The organism is Colwellia sp. MB02u-14 (genome assembly GCF_014076915.1).
GTDB lineage: Bacteria > Pseudomonadota > Gammaproteobacteria > Enterobacterales > Alteromonadaceae > Colwellia_A.
In genome coordinates, this window is record NZ_JACGUX010000065.1 from 59928 (window position 1) to 76875 (window position 16948).

Genomic DNA, 16948 nt, shown 5'->3' on the forward strand with positions numbered 1-16948 from the left:
AATGACCGCGCCATATAAGCAATTTCATTATGCTCAAGAGCAACTTAATAACATTGAAGCGGTTGACTACTTTTTTGCGAAAGAAATTCAACAAAGTCTTGCTAAAAACGATACAAATAATAATCAACAAATTTTTCATTTGCTTATCGCGCTCAGTGAAAGCCTTAGAGCAGGTCATAGCTGTTTGCCTATCACCACACTGGCTAATAGTCGCTTTGGTTATAGTTGCGATAAACAAGGCATCGTTACCCATCATGGTTTTACTTTTAACAATGCACCCGATTTGGTTGCGTTATGCCAGCAATTATCTATTACTGCCGAGGACAACCAAGCGATTGTTTTTCATGATAATAAGTTGTATTTGCGTCGTTATTACCACTTTGAACAAGCACTATTACAGTTTATTTCAGCTAAAAATGCCCAACACCACGATGTAAACCTACAAGCCTTTGACCCAGCTGACATTAAAAACTGCTTAGCGGTATTATTCCCAGCAGAAACGTTAGAGCAGAGTAATGATGATATAGACTGGCAAAAAGTAGCTGTGGCCAATGCGATTAACAAAAAATTTAGCATTATCGCGGGCGGTCCGGGCACTGGAAAAACCTATACGGTGACCAAGTTGTTAGCTGCTTTGGTGATGTTAAATTCATCTGTTCAATTAACGCCAAATAAGCATATTAATAAAGAAATAAAGATAGCTTTAGTTGCACCAACCGGAAAGGCGGCCCAGCGTTTGTCAGAGTCAGTCACTAATGCTTTACATGGTTTTAAAGGTCAAATTAGCGAGCAGGTTTTAGCGAAAATTCCCCATGAGGCACAAACACTCCATCGTCTTTTAGGTGTTATTCCTAATAGTGTTAATTTTCGTCACCACCAAGACAATTTACTTAATATTGATGTTCTGTTGATTGATGAAGTTTCAATGGTTGACTTAGCCTTAATGGTCCGTGTTTTTAGAGCACTGCCAAATCACTGCCAAGTGATACTTTTAGGGGATGCAGACCAATTGCCATCGGTTGCTGCAGGCAGTGTGCTTAATGATTTAGCCCCTAAGCCACACCGAGGCTATAGTTGCGAAAATCAACAGTATTTATCAGAAACTACCGACTTCCCTAACTTACCCCTGTGGAAAAAATCGCCTAAATCTTTAGGCGTAACGTTGCCCGCTGACCACGTGGTGTTTCTTGAAAAAAGTAGACGTTTCGATGGTGAAGGAGGCATAGGAAAAATAGCGGGTCATGTTATTAATGGCCGTTTTAACGAAAGTTGGCAGTTATTAAATGAACCGTTATTAGTCGGTGATGATGATAACGAAAACACGTTTCAACACCAGAGTACTTTACGCTTGCTTGCCGGAAAGCCAAGTGAATGGTTGGCTGACTTAGTACAACGTTATTATGTTCCTATTTTTGCACAAAAAACGGTCTCAGCAGCTTTTAAACAATTACAACAGTTTCGTATTTTATGTGCGACGCGTGTTGGTGAACAAGGGGTAGAGTCGTTAAACGAGCAAGTACAACATATATTAGTTAAACACGGGCATATAAACGCATTTGACACCCGTTATTGTGGTCAACCCATTATGATAAATGTTAATAATTATGCCCTAGGTTTATATAACGGCGATATTGGCTTATTGTGGAAGAATGACGCAGGGCATTTAATGGCTGTTTTTGAACAAGCCAATAATGAATATAAATGGGTTAACCCAGCACGTTTGCCCCAACATGAAACCGTTTATGCCATGACTATTCATAAAACACAAGGCAGTGAATTTGAACATGTGGTGATGGTATTACCAGACCAAACAGACAATAAACTGCTTTCAAGAGAATTAATGTATACCGCGATCACCCGCGCCAAGCAAAAGCTTAGTGTCGCCGCCTTAGCGAATGTTTGGCGACAGGGAGTAACCACAAAAACGACTCGCTATTCAGGTGTCGACCTTTATAAAAAATAAAGCGATGGAAAGCGGTTTCCTCAGAGAAATTACGTTAGAATGTCGCTTGAATTTCAGTGACCCCATTAAATAAGTGGTAGCATGACGTTAAAAGACATAAATAAAAAAACGTATCGTAGCAAACTTAATCAAGTGATTGTTGGCTTCATTATTACCTTAGCGATATTAGCCATTGCCTTTGGTGCAATATTGATTACTATATTCTCGGATCCATTAGCCCTTGATATGCTCGCTAACACCACGACAGCTTCAGCTGACCAAGGGAGTAATTTTCGCTATAACTTTTTAGGCGTTATTTTCGCATTACTGGCGTGTGCAGCAATACTACAACAATTAAAAAACACACCATTTTTTAATGAAATTTATTATGTTTGGCAACTCAAGCAAATTCAAAATATTATTTATCGTCGCTTAAAAAAGATTAAGCAAGCGAGTGTTAACGGTGATGAAAAAGCGTTAATTGTTTTAAAATTTTATTATGCGAGTTTAAAGCAGCTTTATAACCTAGACGACAATACCCTTACCATGTCGTCGTTAGAAGCTGATATTGTGCTTCTTGACCAGTTAATTATTGAACATGGCAAAGAAATTAGTACCGAGCAGTTTACGAAGGTGTTACTTTCAAGCTATAAATAATAAAACGTTAACTTAACATTTTTAACAAAGGGGATTATTATGATTGATTACGTCACCTTAGGAACAAATGATTTAGCAAAAGCCGTGGTATTTTATGATGAGCTGTTCCCTTCAATTGGCGCAGAGCGCTTTTTAGCAACAGACCAGTTTGTCGCTTGGACTAAGACCATAGCAAGCAGGGCTGTGCGTCGCTAAACCTTTTAATGAACAACCGGCAACAGTTGGCAACGGTGTAATGGTCGCAATCGTTTTAGATTCAACAGGCAAGGTTGATGCTTTCTATACAAAAGCGCTCGAACTTGGAGCCACGTGTGAAGGCAAACCTGGACCTCGCGGTCTTGATGGTTTTTACGCTGGATATTTTCGCGACCTTGATGGCAATAAGTTAAATGCCTTTTACTTTGATATGAAGTCACAATAAAAGAAGTCCCATGAAAAAAACTAAAAAAATGAAAAATGAAACCGCTTTATTAAAAAAAGCGATTGAAGTTGGTGAAAAATATGCAATGAACCGTGGTTATAACGGTTTCTCTGCAACGAATGCTTCAAAAGATAAAGTTGAAAGCTTGTACCGTTTATTAGTTAACGACAAACTTATTCAAGCATCACCTGCCGACGGTGAAGATTTACAAAGTATGAAACACCGATTAGCGATGTGGATAGCAAAGCAGTTACCTGAAGACCATCCGTTACTTAAACCATAAAGACCTTGTTTGTCTGTAGGTCATTATTCACTTAGTTAGCTATTTATAAATTAAAAATGTAGAAAGTAAAATGAATCGTAAGAAAAAAATCAACGCCACATTAAAAAGTAAGCAAAAAAAAGCGAATGCTAAATTGCACACCAGTAATAAGCCTCGTTATATTTCAAAAGCTGAACGAGCACTTCTTGAAGAAAAAGAAGTGTCTGCTCAGTTAACCGATGCCCAGTAACGCAGTGAGTCATTATTTGTTATGTTAGCCAAATTATTAGCGCTCACTAAACCGTCTAGCCAACTTGAAATAAGCGATGTTATTGATGCCGATAGTCATCAATGGATCCTCGATACCTTTTCTTGGGCGCTTAGCCATTTTGATGTGTTAGAATTTAAAAATAACAGTCAGCTTGTGCTCCCTAATAATCAATTTTATCAGGGCAGTGTCAGCAGTGTGCATGAAATGGCGCTGAGTATTTTTAAGCAAACAACCCAATATGCTGGCATGCAAGAGTGGCCTATCCTTTTGGTTACTCCAGAGCGATTTTTTGCTGGCAGTCAACAAATAATCATTCCACCGTTTAACATGGTTGACCATTGCCGAGGTGATAACACACCTTTTGACAAATTGAACGATGAGGATAGCGAAAAGCTGCAACAACAGCCAATCATGCTTTCTTATCGCGCAAACCAAGTCAACCAACCGCAAGACCTTATTTCTTCTATTGTGCAGAATCTTGCCAATATACTGATTGTTCAACAACGAAGTTTACCTCCAGGCGGAGAAGAATACATTCCACAAGCGGTTGATATTATCGCTTGTTTTATGGGGTTTGGCGTTATATTTAGCAACACCGCTTATCAATTTAAAGGGGGCTGTGGTTCGTGTAATAACCCTAATGCTAATCGCCAATCCGCATTACCAGAAAATGAAACATTGCATGCTTTAGCGTTATTTTGTTTATTAAAAGTGATAAAGCCTAAAGTGGTTAAACCTCATCTAAAATCACATTTACGTAAACAATTTTCGCTTTCATACCATGCATTATCAAACACCTTAAAAAATTCTGCCGATCCCGTTTTACTGTCTCTACTCTAACGCACGATAGAATCTTTAATAAAGCCTGATAAACCAGGCTATTTACTTCGTATTGTCTATAAAATAAGCACTCAATCATTAAATGATTTATTTTTACTAAATTCATGATTTATTGAATAAAAGCGACTACAGTTATTTTTATCGCATGGCATTTAAATTTTAATTATTGAGGGGCGTTTATGGAAAGCATAGAGGTAAAAGATTATATGAACCATTATCCCGTTACGTTTACTGCTGAAATGGTGGTGGAAGAGGCTGCATTGCGCTTTTTAAAAACAAAACAAATAGGTGGTCCAGTGATCGATGGTAAAAATCGTGTTATTGGTTTTCTCTCTGAAAGTGATGTTTTAGCAACAATGCTACAGACGATTTATCATAATGAACATGTGAGTGATGTTGCCGCGTTGATGCGCAAAGAAGTATTATCAGTTAAACCCTCTGACAGTGTCATAGAACTTGCGCAAAGCATGTTACAGAATAAACCTAAAGTTTATCCTGTGGTAGACGAAGATGGTATTTTACTGGGTACTATATGTCGTAATGATGTTCTATACGGTATTGACAGATATACCCGCAGTACCTTTAAACCTTAGTCAGCTGAGTTAATTTTACACTGTCTATTTGTACCACTTGATTGAAGTGGTACAGACTTAATAAAGCTGGTAAAATTCCCTTTTGCCTTTTTTGTTTGAGTTCATCTTGTCTTCTGAAAAATCTATCACTACCTCACCTGAGTCTCAGCCCAATCAAGCTATTAATATTGATAAGCTTTTTAGCCGCCTTCAATTGTGTCTAAAGTCTGACCAATTTCGTTTCAAAAAACGTTTGATGTCGAGTAAAAAAGCCACTGATTTTGAGAAGCAGCAAAAAACACTTAAGCAAATTTCCGCCCATATTGATGAGTCGATTCAGAAAAAGCAGCTTAAAATTCAAAGTGTGCCTAAAATAACTTATCCAGAAAGTTTACCGGTTTCACAAAATGCTGATCTTATCGCTAAGACCATTATGGAAAACCAAGTGGTTATTATCGCGGGTGAAACGGGTTCGGGTAAAACCACACAAATTCCGAAGATATGTCTGGCTTTAGGGCGTGGTATTGATGGAATGATTGGCCATACCCAGCCTCGTCGTATTGCTGCCCGTACTGTTGCAACGCGTATTGCGGATGAGTTATCGACTAAGTTAGGCGACGCAGTCGGTTATAAAGTCCGTTTTAATGATTTAGTCAGCGATAAAAGCTATATCAAATTAATGACTGACGGTATTTTACTGGCTGAAATGCAGCATGACCGTTTACTGAGAAAATATGATACGTTAATTATTGATGAAGCCCATGAACGCAGTTTAAATATAGATTTTTTACTGGGTTACTTGCGAGAAATACTACCGAAACGCCCTGATTTAAAAATCATTATTACCTCGGCAACGATTGACCCTGAACGATTTTCAAAGCATTTTGCTTCAGCCTCAGGAAAACCTGCGCCTATTATTGAAGTATCAGGGCGTACCTTTCCCGTTGAAATACTTTATCGTCCGCTTAATGCTGATAATAATGATGAAACGGAAGAAGTGAACAGCAATGATATCATCAGTGGTATCTTACAAGCGGTTGACGAACTGGGTCATATTAGCCAGGGCGATATTCTTATTTTTCTCAACGGTGAGCGAGAAATACGTGACGCAGCTTTAGCATTAGAAAAAGCGAATTTACGTCATACTCAAGTGCTGCCTCTGTATTCACGATTAACAGTGCAAGAGCAAAATAGAATATTTCAACCTCACAGCGGACGTAATATTGTGCTTGCCACTAACGTTGCTGAAACCAGCTTAACGGTACCTGGTATTAAATACGTTATTGATCCCGGTACTGCGCGTATTTCTCGTTATAGTTACCGCACTAAGGTACAGCGACTGCCTATTGAAGCTATATCACAAGCTAGTGCTAATCAAAGAGCAGGGCGTTGTGGGCGTGTTTCTGCTGGTGTTTGTTTACGTTTATACAGTGAAGATGATTTTCTGGGACGCCCTGAGTTTACCGACCCAGAAATATTACGTACCAATCTTGCCACCGTTATCTTACAAATGCTGGCGCTTGATTTAGGTGAAATAAGCGACTTTCCCTTCGTACAACCACCAGACAACCGCAATATTAATGACGGTGTTTCTTTACTGGAAGAATTAGCCGCGATTGAGAAACAACCAAATAAAATTGTCTTAACTAAAGCGGGGCGCATGTTAGCAAAGTTTCCAACAGACCCACGCTTATCAAAAATGATTTTGTCAGCGATTGATTTAGGCTGTATCGAGCAAATATTTATTATTGTCAGTGCGGTCAGTATTCAAGACCCACGTGAACGTCCACATGAAAAGCAACAAGCGGCCGACGAAAAGCATAATCGCTTTAAAGACAAAGAATCTGACTTTATTAGTTTACTTAATTTGTGGCATTACATTGAACAGCAGCAAAAAGCTCTGACCAATAACCAATTTCGAAATATGTGTAAAAAAGAGTTTTTAGCTTATATGCGTATTCGTGAATGGCAAGATATTTTTAGTCAGCTCAAACATTCATTGCGTGATTTAAGTATCCCAATGAGTCGTATTGAATATACGCCACCGTTACTTGATGCTCATAACAATGACGCGGGCAAAAACGAAGCGCCCACAGAAAATAATAATAATGACATTCTTCATCAAGCGATACTCTCTGGCTTGCTTAGCCATTTAGGGCAACTTGACGAAAATAGAGAATATAAAGGCGCGCGTAATAGCCGATTCTTTATTTTTCCAGGATCGGGTGTGGCGAAGAAATCGCCTAAGTGGATCATGGCAACAGAGTTGGTTGAAACAAGCCGATTATTTGCGCGCATGGTGGCAAAAATAGAACCACAGTGGATAGAGCCATTAGCGACACATTTAATTAAGCGAAATTATAGCGAGCCGCATTGGGAGAAAAAGCAGGGCGCAGTAATGGCGTTCGAGAACGTTATTTTATATGGCTTAACCATCGTTGCAAAAAGGAAAATAAACTTTAACCATATTGAGCCACATACCTGTCGAGAAATTTTTATTCGTGAAGCCTTGGTTAATGGCGATAGCACAATAAATGAAAAATTCTATCAACAAAACCATCAATTAGTTGCCAGCATTGAAAAGCTAGAGCAAAAAGCGCGTCGTAAAGACTTTTTAGTTGATGAAGAGCGCTTGGTTGAGTTTTATGATGAAAAACTCCCTGAAACCATTGTTTGTCAACGTAGCTTTTTGTCTTGGTGGAAAAAATCTAAACAAAGCGATCCTCAACGTCTGAGTTTTACAGAAGCCTTCTTACTAAACGAAACCTCTAAAAAATTATCTGCTAATGATTATCCTGATGTTTGGCAACAAGGTAATTTGACCTTGCCACTGAGTTATCATTTTACCCCAGGTGATATTGACGACGGCATTAGTTTGCATATTCCTGTTGGAATTTTGAATCAGATTGAAGACCGTGATTTTGATTGGTTAATTCCAGCACTACGTTTAGAACTTATTATTGGGTTGATCAAAGGGTTACCAAAGTCATTACGCCGAAATTTTGTGCCTGCACCTAATTACGCCGAAGCTTGTTTATCAGCCATTAGTGAGTTTGACGGAAAACTAACCGATGCTATTGAAAAACATTTATTAAGAATGACCGGTGTACGTTTACCCGAAGATATTTGGCAAGATGTTGAATTGCCTATTCACTTAACGATGAACTTTAAAGTGATTGACGAAAAAGGGCAGCTCATTAATCAGAGCCGCAAGCTCGAGCCGTTAAAAGCATCTTTACAAGGAAAAGTAAAAGCATCAATTAAAAAAGTGGCGGATAAAGGAATAGAGCGAGCACAAATTACCACTTGGGATTTCAACGATATCCCCAAAGGCTATGAGAAAAATATTGCCAATATTACCATTAAAGCCTTTCCCGCTTTGGTTGATAAAAATAAAACGGTGGCTATTGAGTTATTTGAGCAAGAAAGTTTAGCTGAGCAAGCGATGATTAATGGTGTAAGTCGACTGATCTTGTTGAATATTCCTTCTCCGGTGAAATATTTACAACAGAAGTTACCCAATAAAGCGAAACTAAGTTTATATTTCAATCCGTTTGGTTCAATACCTGATTTATTAGACGACTGTATTGTCGCCGCATGTCAGCACTTGGTGAAAGAGCATGGCGAAATTCCGCGTAACCAAAATGACTTTGAAAAAGCAAAAGACCATGTCCGCGCCGAATTGGCTGACTGTGTGCTCGCATCTGCTTTAAAAGTAGAAAAAGTATTAACGTTAACCCATGAAATAGGTAAAAAATTAAAGGGCCGAATGTCTTTAGAGGTTATTCAAGCACAAGCCGACATTAAAGAACAACTGAGTTTACTTGTTTTTAAAGGGTTCGTTACAGCTTCTGGCCATCAACGATTAGATGATATTGCTCGTTACTTACAAGCGATGTTAAGACGCATGGAAAAGCTGCCTGTTGATCCACACCAAGACCGATTAAAAATGCTAGAGGTTGCGAAAGTCAATGATGTTTATCTCGCGTTACTTGCTAAACAAAATAAAAGTAAACCGGTTGCGGAGGAAATTTTAGCCGTTCGTTGGATGATGGAAGAATTTCGTGTCTCAGTCTTTGCACAAAACTTAAAAACAGCTTATCCGGTTTCAGCAAAGCGAATTTTAAATCATTTGAAAGAAATTTCAGCAAATTAAGCGGGTTTTATCAACAATTTCAACCATGAAAATTTGACAGTAAACACGGCAATGGGTATAAAAGAGTCAGTAAATAAATTCAAATAACAATAGGGAGTAGTAATGGTTAACTTTGATGATAAACGAGACTTCTATCGGATGATGTTAAATAGTGATGTAACTGTAACCATTATCGATGATGAAGCGAATAGCCAAATATTGGCGACTTGTCGTGATTTAAGTGCTACGGGTATAGCCATTGAGATGACCCACCCATTAGAGTTGAATACCCATGTTAAAGTTAGCGTGGGCTCTGCGAGTAGTAATGTTCAACCGCTTGAAGTTTTGGGAAAAATAGTACGAGTCACCGAAGAAGGTGATGAGTGCTTTTTAATTGGGATTAATATTGCAGAAATAGATTAGCAATTAGCCGTGTAATAACTAAAAAACGAGCGTAATTCGCTCGTTTTTTAGTTGTATTATAACGTAAAAAGTTAACTCACTTGACAAACTAAGCCTTTCAAATAATAGCCTTCTGGATAATTACTTGAAATAGGATGATCGCCTGCTTGCTGCAAGCGTTCAACAAAGTGCACTTCACGGCGGGCATCAAGCGCAGCATCAGCCACCACCTTTTGAAATAGACTTGCCTCCATTAAACCTGAACACGAAAAGGTCAGTAATATGCCATTTGGCTTGAGCAATTGCATCGCTAACATGTTGATGTCTTTATAACCACGACAAGCACCCGTTAATTGCGCTTTAGATTCAACAAACTTTGGTGGGTCTAAAATGATCATATCAAACTGACGTTTTTCTTCACGGTATTGTCTGAGTAACTTAAACACATCCGCTTTAACAAAAGAAACATTCTTGTCTTGAAGATTATTAAGCACAATGTTTTCTTGGGCTAAATCGAGTGCTGATTGAGAAACATCAACGTTAATAACCTCTTTGGCATCATTTGCCGCACAATGTAAGGCAAATGTACCCGTATAAGAAAAACAATTAAGCACTGATTTATTCTTAGCATACCGACCGGCAGTTACTCGCGAGTCACGTTGATCTAAATAAAAACCTGTTTTATGACCCTTGGCAATATCAACATTAATTGACAAGCCATGCTCTTTAATAATGCATGCTGTTGACTCAAGGGGGGCAGTTAACCAGCCTGTAACGGGCTCTAAACCTTCTTTTTTACGTACATCAACATCAGAACGTTCATAGATACTACATTCAGGGTAAAGCTCTTTAATGACTTCAACGAGGGTATAACGTTGAAAGTCAGCACCTGCACTGAGTAATTGGCAAACAATTAGGTTGTCGTATTTATCAATAGTAATACCGGGTAAACCATCAGATTCACCGGCAATTAAACGGTAACCGGTTAAGCCACCTTGTTCAATAAACCATTCACGTCTAGATTGAGCGCTTAATAATTTATTACGAAAAAATTCGCTATTAATTTCTTCGCTTTCGTTAAAGCTCCACACTCTGACGCGAATTTGTGATTCTGGTGAATAGGCACCGCGAGCAAGCCATTTTTCCCGGTGATCAAAAACATCTACGGTGTCGCCCAACATTGGGTTTCCCTTGATTTTATTGATCGCTTGAGAAAATATCCAAGGATGTTTTCTTAATAAAGACTTGTCTCGGCTTACTTTTAAATAAATTCTTGCTGACATGTGACTATACTTAATAAATTGGAAAATGAAATTGCGCAGAGTGTAGTCAATGCAAAGCTCTGGCGCAATCTTCAAATTAAGTTATTTCAGACTACGTTAAGGAACAGCAAATATGAATGTAAGTTATATCGCCCATATTAGTGGAAAAGTTCAGGGTGTTTATTTTAGAGCGTCTAGCCAACAAGTGGCTATTGATCATGGTTTAAGTGGCTATGCAAAAAATTTAGATGACGGAGATGTAGAAGTTTTAATGAGTGGTGAAGAAGAAGACGTTGATAAAATGTTAGCATGGCTATCACATGGACCGCCAGAAGCTGAAGTCGCGAGTTTAGAAAAAAAACAGGTAAAATGGCAACCACATCACTTTTTTGCGATTAGCTAGTGAATCGTAAAGTAATAAGCGCTTAACAACGTAGAGGTTTATTTGAAGTATATTTCTGTTACCCACGAGCAACAACTCTTATTTGCTGAAACGATATTACCTGAAGTTTCAGCAGATGAATGTTTAATCAAAGTAAAAGCAATCGGTGTAAACCGCGCAGATATTTTACAGCGTCAAGGAAAGTACCCTGCGCCTCAAGGTGAGTCATCTATTTTAGGTCTTGAGGTTTGTGGTGAAATTGTTGTTTGTGGCAGTGGCGTGCATCAATGGAAAGTGAATGATAACGTATTCGGTTTGGTTGCTGGTGGAGGTTACGCAGAATATGTTGTTATAAAGTCTAGCCAGTTATTTTATCTGCCTGCTACCTTTACTTTTGAACAAGGTGCGGCTTGCGCAGAAACGTTTCTAACAGCCTACCAAAGTCTATTCTCAATTGCTCAGTTGCAACCTAAACAATCAGTGTTGATACATGCTGGTGCCAGTGGTGTTGGCTGTGCTGCTATTCAACTTGCCAAAGCGAGTGACTGTTTCGTTGTTGTTACTGCAGGTAGTGAAGAAAAGTGTCAAGCGTGCTTAACACTGGGTGCTGATATTGCCATTAATTATCATCAAGCCGCTTTTGAGCAATGGCAAAAAGACTACACTCATGATGGTTTTAATGTGATTGTAGATTTGGTGGGAGGTGACTATTTACAAAAAAATATACAGGTTGCAGCAATTGACGGACAGATTGTTTTATTATCAATTATACGGGGCCGCTATTGTGAAAAAGTTGATATGGGTATGATGCTCTCAAAGCGAATTAAATTCAGTGCTTCAACCTTAAGAAATAGAGATTATGATTATAAGGCTGAGTTAGTTGTTAAGTTTAAAGAAGACTTTGGTGAGTTATTCAGTGCAGGACAGTTATTGCCAGTTATTGATACATGTTACCAATGGCAAAATGCCGATAAAGCCCATCAACAGATGTTGGAGAATAGCAATGTTGGTAAATTAGTATTAATGGTGAGTTAACAGCGTAAAGGCCAAAAAGAATATTTTTCTGATAACTTGATCATAATAAAGATAGTTTATTTAACTATAAAGACGTGAAAACACTATTCGTATGGGTAGAAGATAATGCTCATTTAAAGTAAATTAAAAAAATACTCATCTTATAATAAATCAGATAAAGGGCTTCGAACACCATTAGCGCCGTGCTCAAGTACATGGGTATAAATTTGGGTTGTACGTAAATCGCTGTGCCCTAGTTGTTCTTGAACTGTTCTTATATCAGCCCCTCTTTGCAATAAATGTGTAGCAAATGAATGTCGTAAAGTATGACAAGTTATTACCTTATTTACATTCAATTGGTTTGCTGCTTTTTTGACTGACTTTTGAATACTACTTTCATTGAGGTGATGCCGACGAATATACTTGTATTCTGGTTCAATACTTAATCGAGCCGAAGGAAATAAATATTGCCACTTGAATTCTTTGGCGGCATTAGGGTATTTGCGATTAAGAGCATTTGGTATCCAGACACCTTTATAGTCGATATTTTCTATATCGCTAGTATGATATTTTTTAGTCCTTTGAATTTGGAGGTACAGTTCAGGTATAAGCTCAGTGGCGAGGGTAACTCGACGATGTTTGTTCCCTTTACCGTTCCAAACTGCAATACAGTGATAATTGAAGTCTATATCTTGTACTCTTAAGCGAATAGCCTCCATTAGCCTTAAACCACTACCATATAGTAGGCTTACTAATAAATGATGTTGTAAGGGTATTTTTGATAGAAGTTTCATTACTTCTGTAGGTGTAAGCACATCAGGTAACTTTCTAGGCCGGCGACTTAAGTTAAAGTTTAGCTTTAAACTTAATTCGCTTTTTAAAATTTCTTTGTATAAAAAAGCTAATGCATTAAGTGCAAGTGACTGGGTAGCTGTTGAAACGTTTTGTTGATTAACTAAAAAACTGAGAAATCTCTCAACTTCGATATCCCCCATGAGTGCGGGGTGAGTTTTATTTGAGTAATTTATAAAATATTTTATCCAATGAATATAGGTTTCTATTGTTCTTTTTGCATATCTTAAGTTGCGCATATGCTCTTCGATACTCATTAAAAAAGGCGATTTAGCATCCATAATATGAAATCCACTTACTGTTGTTATATACAGCTTAGCTGGTGTTCGGTTCTTTTACCAATATATCGAAAGATTCGGTGTTGCCCCTTTTGAAATATTTAATAATAATAAAATGTTAGTGTTGTTATTATGTTATCAAGTATGATGGTTATAACTGTAAATAAATAAGGAATACTAAGTGTTATACATTGCTTAGTTTTTCGGTCTAATAAGCTGTTAAGTTTCTAGGAAAGCTATGAGAGAGCATCGGGTAAATTCTTTTGGTGAATTGCATACTGTCCTGCAGAGATTTAAGAAATCGAACAAGTGGGTTTTTCGAGGTCATGTAGATCCAAGTTGGGAGTTATCACCAAAAGCTGGGAGACTTCCATATTCGGACTCAGATGATTTAAATATCTTAGACTCTTGGAAAAGGCGTGCAGTCGAATTTTTAAATTCAGTTCCAGATAATGATTGGGATTGGATTGCTATCGCACAGCACCACGGGTTAGCAACTCGATTACTGGATTGGAGTTATAATCCACTCATTGCCGCATATTTTGCTTCAACACATGAGCATGATACTGATGCTCATATTTATTGTTATAAACCCAATTGGTATTTAATAGCCGAAAAAACTAAACCGAAAACTTATAAAGGTGTGTCTTTATTTAAACCTAAAGGAGTCGTGCCAAGAATAACAAGGCAAGGTGGTGTATTTACGGTGCATAGTGATCCAACTATTCCACTTAACAAAAGTCTTGATAAAAAAGATGAACTAGAATTAATCATCATTTCCAAAAGCTATGTACGTGATTTACTTTTTGATTTAAATCATTACGGTATTAATAGTGCAAATGTGTTTCCTGATCTAGACGGTTTATCTAAACACGTAAATTGGTACTCTGAAAATAGAGATTTCTGGGACGGTGGGCTCGGAGAAGACGAAACTTAACAAGTCACTCAAAAGGACAAATAACAGTTGGTTTTTGCTCCTTCGTCGCTAATTTTAACCAACTATTATTTGCCTCTTAGTGAGGCGTTATGTGTACCTGTGAATAGCACACTGGAAGGTTATGGAAACTAATCAAAAGTTAAGCGAAAAAGAGTTCTCGCAAATGTTAACTCTCATTAAACGTCACGCCGTTACAGATATGGATCAGTTTTCTACTTGGAAGCTAAATTCTGAACGCGGGGATATTTACGTTTGTTTATCAAACGCTCCATTGGCGGCTGATGAAAATGTTCATAAAGATTTAAGTCACTTGGTAAAAGCTTAAGAAGCAAATATCGAAAGCTTGGTATCCGTACACATAACAAGCAATTCAAGACGGACGCTAAACAGTTGGCTAGCTTCGTTCCTCGCAATTTTAGCCAGCTATTTCGCGCCGCTTAATTGGGCGTTAGGTGATTAGAGTATGAAGCAAGCATCTGGACTTGAAAAAATCTCAGGGAGTTTACCTGTCAACGCAGGCGTCACAGCTTTGGCTGCTGTTTTAGCTGGTCCTGTTGCCGCTTTGATACCAGTATTAACATCAACGTTAGCTAGCGGAAGACACAAAGTTAGAGTTGAGGCTGCAATTTCAGAAATTGATTCTAGATTATCATCAATAGAAAAATTTAATGAATCACTAACTGATTCACAGTATCAATTAATTAATAATATTGTTGTTACAATTTTAAATACACCGAATGACGAAAAAATTAAGTATCTTAAAGATGCTATATATAATACGCCGTTGTTAGAAACACTAGATATGCACCACGCAACAGTATTAGGTAGGGCATTCGATAATATTTCAGTCAGTGAACTTATATTTCTTATCGAATGTCACGGACAAAAAATCCTGTTTAATGATCATAAAACAGATGGTTTTTATAATATTGATAAGTTCACACAAGATGGTGAATGCGCTAACGGCTTAATTAGTTTAGGGTTACTTGCGCGCAGTGACGCTGAGGGATTAATGTCAGATATTGGAGCATACCATTTCACACCATTAGCAGAAAAAGTTTTGGATATGGTGTCAAATAAAATCACCTAACAAGCTATTCAAGTGGGACAAATAACAGTTGGCTAGTTCCGCTCCGCTTCACATTTTAGCCAACTGCAATTTGCCCCTTAATAGGGCGTTAGGCTTACCAAGGAGTGTGCGTGAAATTTCGTATTATAGGTGCAATATTAATTAGTGTTATTTCATTTGGTTGTTTCGCTACAGCTCAAATCCCCGATGCTATCGAAATTAATGATGTTAAATATCGTTTAAACACAAATCCATTGGAAAAATATCTGGCAGAGATCAAATGGGAAAAACCAGAAAATGCTTCCATTTCATCTGCAAATTGGAGAGGTTATCTGGCAGCTTGGAAAGTCGAGGCAGGCAATTTACTTTTAACAGATATGACAATTAGTGTTTCCTCTGAAACTGAAGAGTATGGGTACGATAACGTAAGCATTTTAAAAAGTGTATTTCCAAATAAAAATGAAATTCTAGCTGCTTGGTACAGTGGAGCATTAATAGTACCTTATGGTGAAATAACAAACTATGTTCACATGGGCTACGGTTCAACCTATGAAAACTACATTGTATTACGGATAAAAAATGGGGTAGTTATTGAGCATCTTGATTTGGCTGCATCGGAGTTTGAAAAATATAAACACCGAAAATTCCAAACGTTCAAAGAAACTAAAAAATTTCAAGATGAGCTTAAAAATTTAATGGGTGGTAAATACAACTGGACAGAAGAGCAAGCACTAAGTTTTATGCAAAGCTTTTATGCAGAATATTATCTATCGTTGTGAATGTAAGCCTAACAAGCCATTCAAGCAGGACAAATAACAGTTGGCTATTTGCTCCTTCGTCGCTTATTTTAGCCAACCATTATTTGCCTCTTAATGGGGCGTTATGCGGTTCAGGCAATATTACGGAGTAACTATGAAGTTTGAAGAAGCACAAAAGGATATGGATTTTTCATACTTTGGAGGCGGAGCTGGTGTTCTGGTTTCAGGGATGGTGTGGAGTCTGGCAGGCTTAGTCGCAATACTTCAATCGAATCAAGCGAGCATGCTTACTCTTTTTATTGGTGGGATGTTTATACACCCGTTGGCTATGCTGTTAGCAAAATCACTTAAGCGTCCAGGGAATCATAACCCTAAAAACCCTCTAGGTAAGCTTGCTTTAGAAAGCACTGTTATTTTATTTGTCGGTTTGTTCTTGGCTTTCTATGTAGCAAAACTACACGTAGAGTGGTTTTATCCAATAATGCTCATGGCGATTGGTGTCCGATACTTAATTTTTAATACTTTATATGGTGCAAAAATTTATTGGGTTTTAGGTGGTGTATTAATGTTATCAGGTATGTTTTGCATATTATTAGGTGCTAATTTCATAATCGGCGCTTTTATTGGTGGCTTAACAGAGATTATATTCTCTTTAGTCATTCTCAATAAATCAAAAGGTTTGGTGTTAAAAACCGCATAACAAGCCATTCAAGCAGGACAAATAACAGTTGGCTATTTGCTCCTTCGTCGCTTGTTTTAGCCAACTATTATTTGCCTCTTAATGGGGCGTTATGTAGCACTATAGGTTTGTGAGTCTTGATTATTGAATTGATATTAATAGCTGTGTTATCTGGAGTTATTACTCATAAACATAGTAAATATACGCGTATCATG

Annotated in this window: 19 protein-coding genes; 17 read left to right on the forward strand and 2 right to left on the reverse strand. The window is 37.8% G+C overall.

The genetic code is table 11. The annotated features are described in order from the left end of the window. Position 1 precedes the first annotated feature (1 nt). From recD to H4J52_RS07150, 10 genes are all read left to right on the forward strand, one after another. Entirely contained in the window at positions 2-1963 is a 1962-nt protein-coding gene (recD, locus tag H4J52_RS07110; RefSeq protein ID WP_182224418.1) for an exodeoxyribonuclease V subunit alpha, read from the forward strand. Between the two features lie 81 nt (positions 1964-2044). Beyond that, the gene (locus tag H4J52_RS07115) at positions 2045-2599 is read left to right on the forward strand and encodes a DUF3087 family protein (protein WP_182224419.1); all 555 of its coding nucleotides are present in this window, start codon (positions 2045-2047) and stop codon (positions 2597-2599) included. Between the two features lie 39 nt (positions 2600-2638). Beyond that, positions 2639-2794, forward strand: a complete 156-nt coding sequence (locus H4J52_RS19950; RefSeq protein WP_259367832.1) for a hypothetical protein — start codon at positions 2639-2641, stop codon at positions 2792-2794. Positions 2795-2834: 40 nt separating this feature from the next. Next, a complete protein-coding gene (locus H4J52_RS19955) occupies positions 2835-3020 on the forward strand; it encodes a hypothetical protein (protein ID WP_259367833.1) in 186 nt (61 codons plus the stop codon). 10 nt (positions 3021-3030) lie between these two features. Further along, a complete protein-coding gene (locus H4J52_RS07125) occupies positions 3031-3303 on the forward strand; it encodes a DUF5062 family protein (RefSeq protein WP_182224420.1) in 273 nt (90 codons plus the stop codon). 70 nt (positions 3304-3373) lie between these two features. Further along, the gene (locus H4J52_RS07130; protein WP_182224421.1) at positions 3374-3532 is read left to right on the forward strand and encodes a DUF2986 domain-containing protein; all 159 of its coding nucleotides are present in this window, start codon (positions 3374-3376) and stop codon (positions 3530-3532) included. Between the two features lie 21 nt (positions 3533-3553). Next, positions 3554-4393 carry a hypothetical protein gene (locus H4J52_RS07135; RefSeq protein WP_182224422.1) on the forward strand — a complete coding sequence of 280 codons (840 nt, stop codon included), beginning with the start codon at positions 3554-3556 and terminating at the stop codon, positions 4391-4393. Between the two features lie 179 nt (positions 4394-4572). Then, the gene (locus H4J52_RS07140) at positions 4573-4986 is read left to right on the forward strand and encodes a CBS domain-containing protein (RefSeq protein ID WP_182181178.1); all 414 of its coding nucleotides are present in this window, start codon (positions 4573-4575) and stop codon (positions 4984-4986) included. A gap of 106 nt (positions 4987-5092) precedes the next feature. Further along, entirely contained in the window at positions 5093-9121 is a 4029-nt protein-coding gene (gene hrpA, locus H4J52_RS07145) for an ATP-dependent RNA helicase HrpA (protein WP_220461072.1), read from the forward strand. Positions 9122-9223: 102 nt separating this feature from the next. Further along, a complete protein-coding gene (locus tag H4J52_RS07150; RefSeq protein ID WP_182181177.1) occupies positions 9224-9523 on the forward strand; it encodes a PilZ domain-containing protein in 300 nt (99 codons plus the stop codon). Between the two features lie 71 nt (positions 9524-9594). Here the strand turns inward: H4J52_RS07150 and H4J52_RS07155 are convergent, their stop codons facing one another. After that, positions 9595-10785 carry a class I SAM-dependent methyltransferase gene (locus tag H4J52_RS07155; RefSeq protein ID WP_182181176.1) on the reverse strand — a complete coding sequence of 397 codons (1191 nt, stop codon included), beginning with the start codon at positions 10783-10785 and terminating at the stop codon, positions 9595-9597. Positions 10786-10897: 112 nt separating this feature from the next. Between H4J52_RS07155 and H4J52_RS07160 the strand changes: the two genes are divergently transcribed. Together H4J52_RS07160 and H4J52_RS07165 are read left to right on the forward strand one after the other, a co-directional pair. After that, the gene (locus H4J52_RS07160; protein WP_182181175.1) at positions 10898-11167 is read left to right on the forward strand and encodes an acylphosphatase; all 270 of its coding nucleotides are present in this window, start codon (positions 10898-10900) and stop codon (positions 11165-11167) included. Between the two features lie 42 nt (positions 11168-11209). Further along, positions 11210-12181 (forward strand): NAD(P)H-quinone oxidoreductase, encoded by a 972-nt coding sequence (locus tag H4J52_RS07165; protein ID WP_182224423.1) that lies wholly within the window; start codon positions 11210-11212, stop codon positions 12179-12181. A gap of 140 nt (positions 12182-12321) precedes the next feature. On the opposite strand, the gene H4J52_RS07170 is transcribed toward H4J52_RS07165, so the two are convergent. Next, positions 12322-13293, reverse strand: coding sequence for an integron integrase (locus H4J52_RS07170; RefSeq protein ID WP_182181173.1), 972 nt, complete (start codon positions 13291-13293; stop codon positions 12322-12324). Positions 13294-13528: 235 nt separating this feature from the next. Here H4J52_RS07170 and H4J52_RS07175 point away from each other — a divergent pair, with 235 nt between their 5' ends. The 5 genes from H4J52_RS07175 to H4J52_RS07195 all read left to right on the forward strand — a co-directional run bounded on the left by H4J52_RS07175 (position 13529) and on the right by H4J52_RS07195 (position 16754). Next, positions 13529-14227 (forward strand): FRG domain-containing protein, encoded by a 699-nt coding sequence (locus H4J52_RS07175; RefSeq protein ID WP_182224424.1) that lies wholly within the window; start codon positions 13529-13531, stop codon positions 14225-14227. 121 nt (positions 14228-14348) lie between these two features. Continuing rightward, entirely contained in the window at positions 14349-14552 is a 204-nt protein-coding gene (locus H4J52_RS07180) for a hypothetical protein (RefSeq protein WP_182131499.1), read from the forward strand. 138 nt (positions 14553-14690) lie between these two features. Next, entirely contained in the window at positions 14691-15317 is a 627-nt protein-coding gene (locus H4J52_RS07185; RefSeq protein WP_182224425.1) for a hypothetical protein, read from the forward strand. Positions 15318-15427: 110 nt separating this feature from the next. Continuing rightward, on the forward strand, positions 15428-16075 hold the full coding sequence (locus H4J52_RS07190; RefSeq protein ID WP_182224426.1) for a hypothetical protein: 648 nt from the start codon (positions 15428-15430) through the stop codon (positions 16073-16075). 133 nt (positions 16076-16208) lie between these two features. Then, the gene (locus tag H4J52_RS07195; RefSeq protein ID WP_182224427.1) at positions 16209-16754 is read left to right on the forward strand and encodes a DUF7010 family protein; all 546 of its coding nucleotides are present in this window, start codon (positions 16209-16211) and stop codon (positions 16752-16754) included. Positions 16755-16948: the final 194 nt, after the last annotated feature.

Coding starts and splice junctions, on each gene's coding strand:
- recD (WP_182224418.1), top strand. CDS start 2: ATGACCGCGCCATATAAGCAATTTCATTATGCTCAAGAGCAACTTAAT.
- H4J52_RS07115 (WP_182224419.1), top strand. CDS start 2,045: ATGACGTTAAAAGACATAAATAAAAAAACGTATCGTAGCAAACTTAAT.
- H4J52_RS19950 (WP_259367832.1), top strand. CDS start 2,639: ATGATTGATTACGTCACCTTAGGAACAAATGATTTAGCAAAAGCCGTG.
- H4J52_RS19955 (WP_259367833.1), top strand. CDS start 2,835: ATGGTCGCAATCGTTTTAGATTCAACAGGCAAGGTTGATGCTTTCTAT.
- H4J52_RS07125 (WP_182224420.1), top strand. CDS start 3,031: ATGAAAAAAACTAAAAAAATGAAAAATGAAACCGCTTTATTAAAAAAA.
- H4J52_RS07130 (WP_182224421.1), top strand. CDS start 3,374: ATGAATCGTAAGAAAAAAATCAACGCCACATTAAAAAGTAAGCAAAAA.
- H4J52_RS07135 (WP_182224422.1), top strand. CDS start 3,554: ATGTTAGCCAAATTATTAGCGCTCACTAAACCGTCTAGCCAACTTGAA.
- H4J52_RS07140 (WP_182181178.1), top strand. CDS start 4,573: ATGGAAAGCATAGAGGTAAAAGATTATATGAACCATTATCCCGTTACG.
- H4J52_RS07150 (WP_182181177.1), top strand. CDS start 9,224: ATGGTTAACTTTGATGATAAACGAGACTTCTATCGGATGATGTTAAAT.
- H4J52_RS07155 (WP_182181176.1), bottom strand. CDS start 10,785: ATGTCAGCAAGAATTTATTTAAAAGTAAGCCGAGACAAGTCTTTATTA.
- H4J52_RS07160 (WP_182181175.1), top strand. CDS start 10,898: ATGAATGTAAGTTATATCGCCCATATTAGTGGAAAAGTTCAGGGTGTT.
- H4J52_RS07170 (WP_182181173.1), bottom strand. CDS start 13,293: ATGGATGCTAAATCGCCTTTTTTAATGAGTATCGAAGAGCATATGCGC.
- H4J52_RS07175 (WP_182224424.1), top strand. CDS start 13,529: ATGAGAGAGCATCGGGTAAATTCTTTTGGTGAATTGCATACTGTCCTG.
- H4J52_RS07180 (WP_182131499.1), top strand. CDS start 14,349: ATGGAAACTAATCAAAAGTTAAGCGAAAAAGAGTTCTCGCAAATGTTA.
- H4J52_RS07185 (WP_182224425.1), top strand. CDS start 14,691: ATGAAGCAAGCATCTGGACTTGAAAAAATCTCAGGGAGTTTACCTGTC.
- H4J52_RS07195 (WP_182224427.1), top strand. CDS start 16,209: ATGAAGTTTGAAGAAGCACAAAAGGATATGGATTTTTCATACTTTGGA.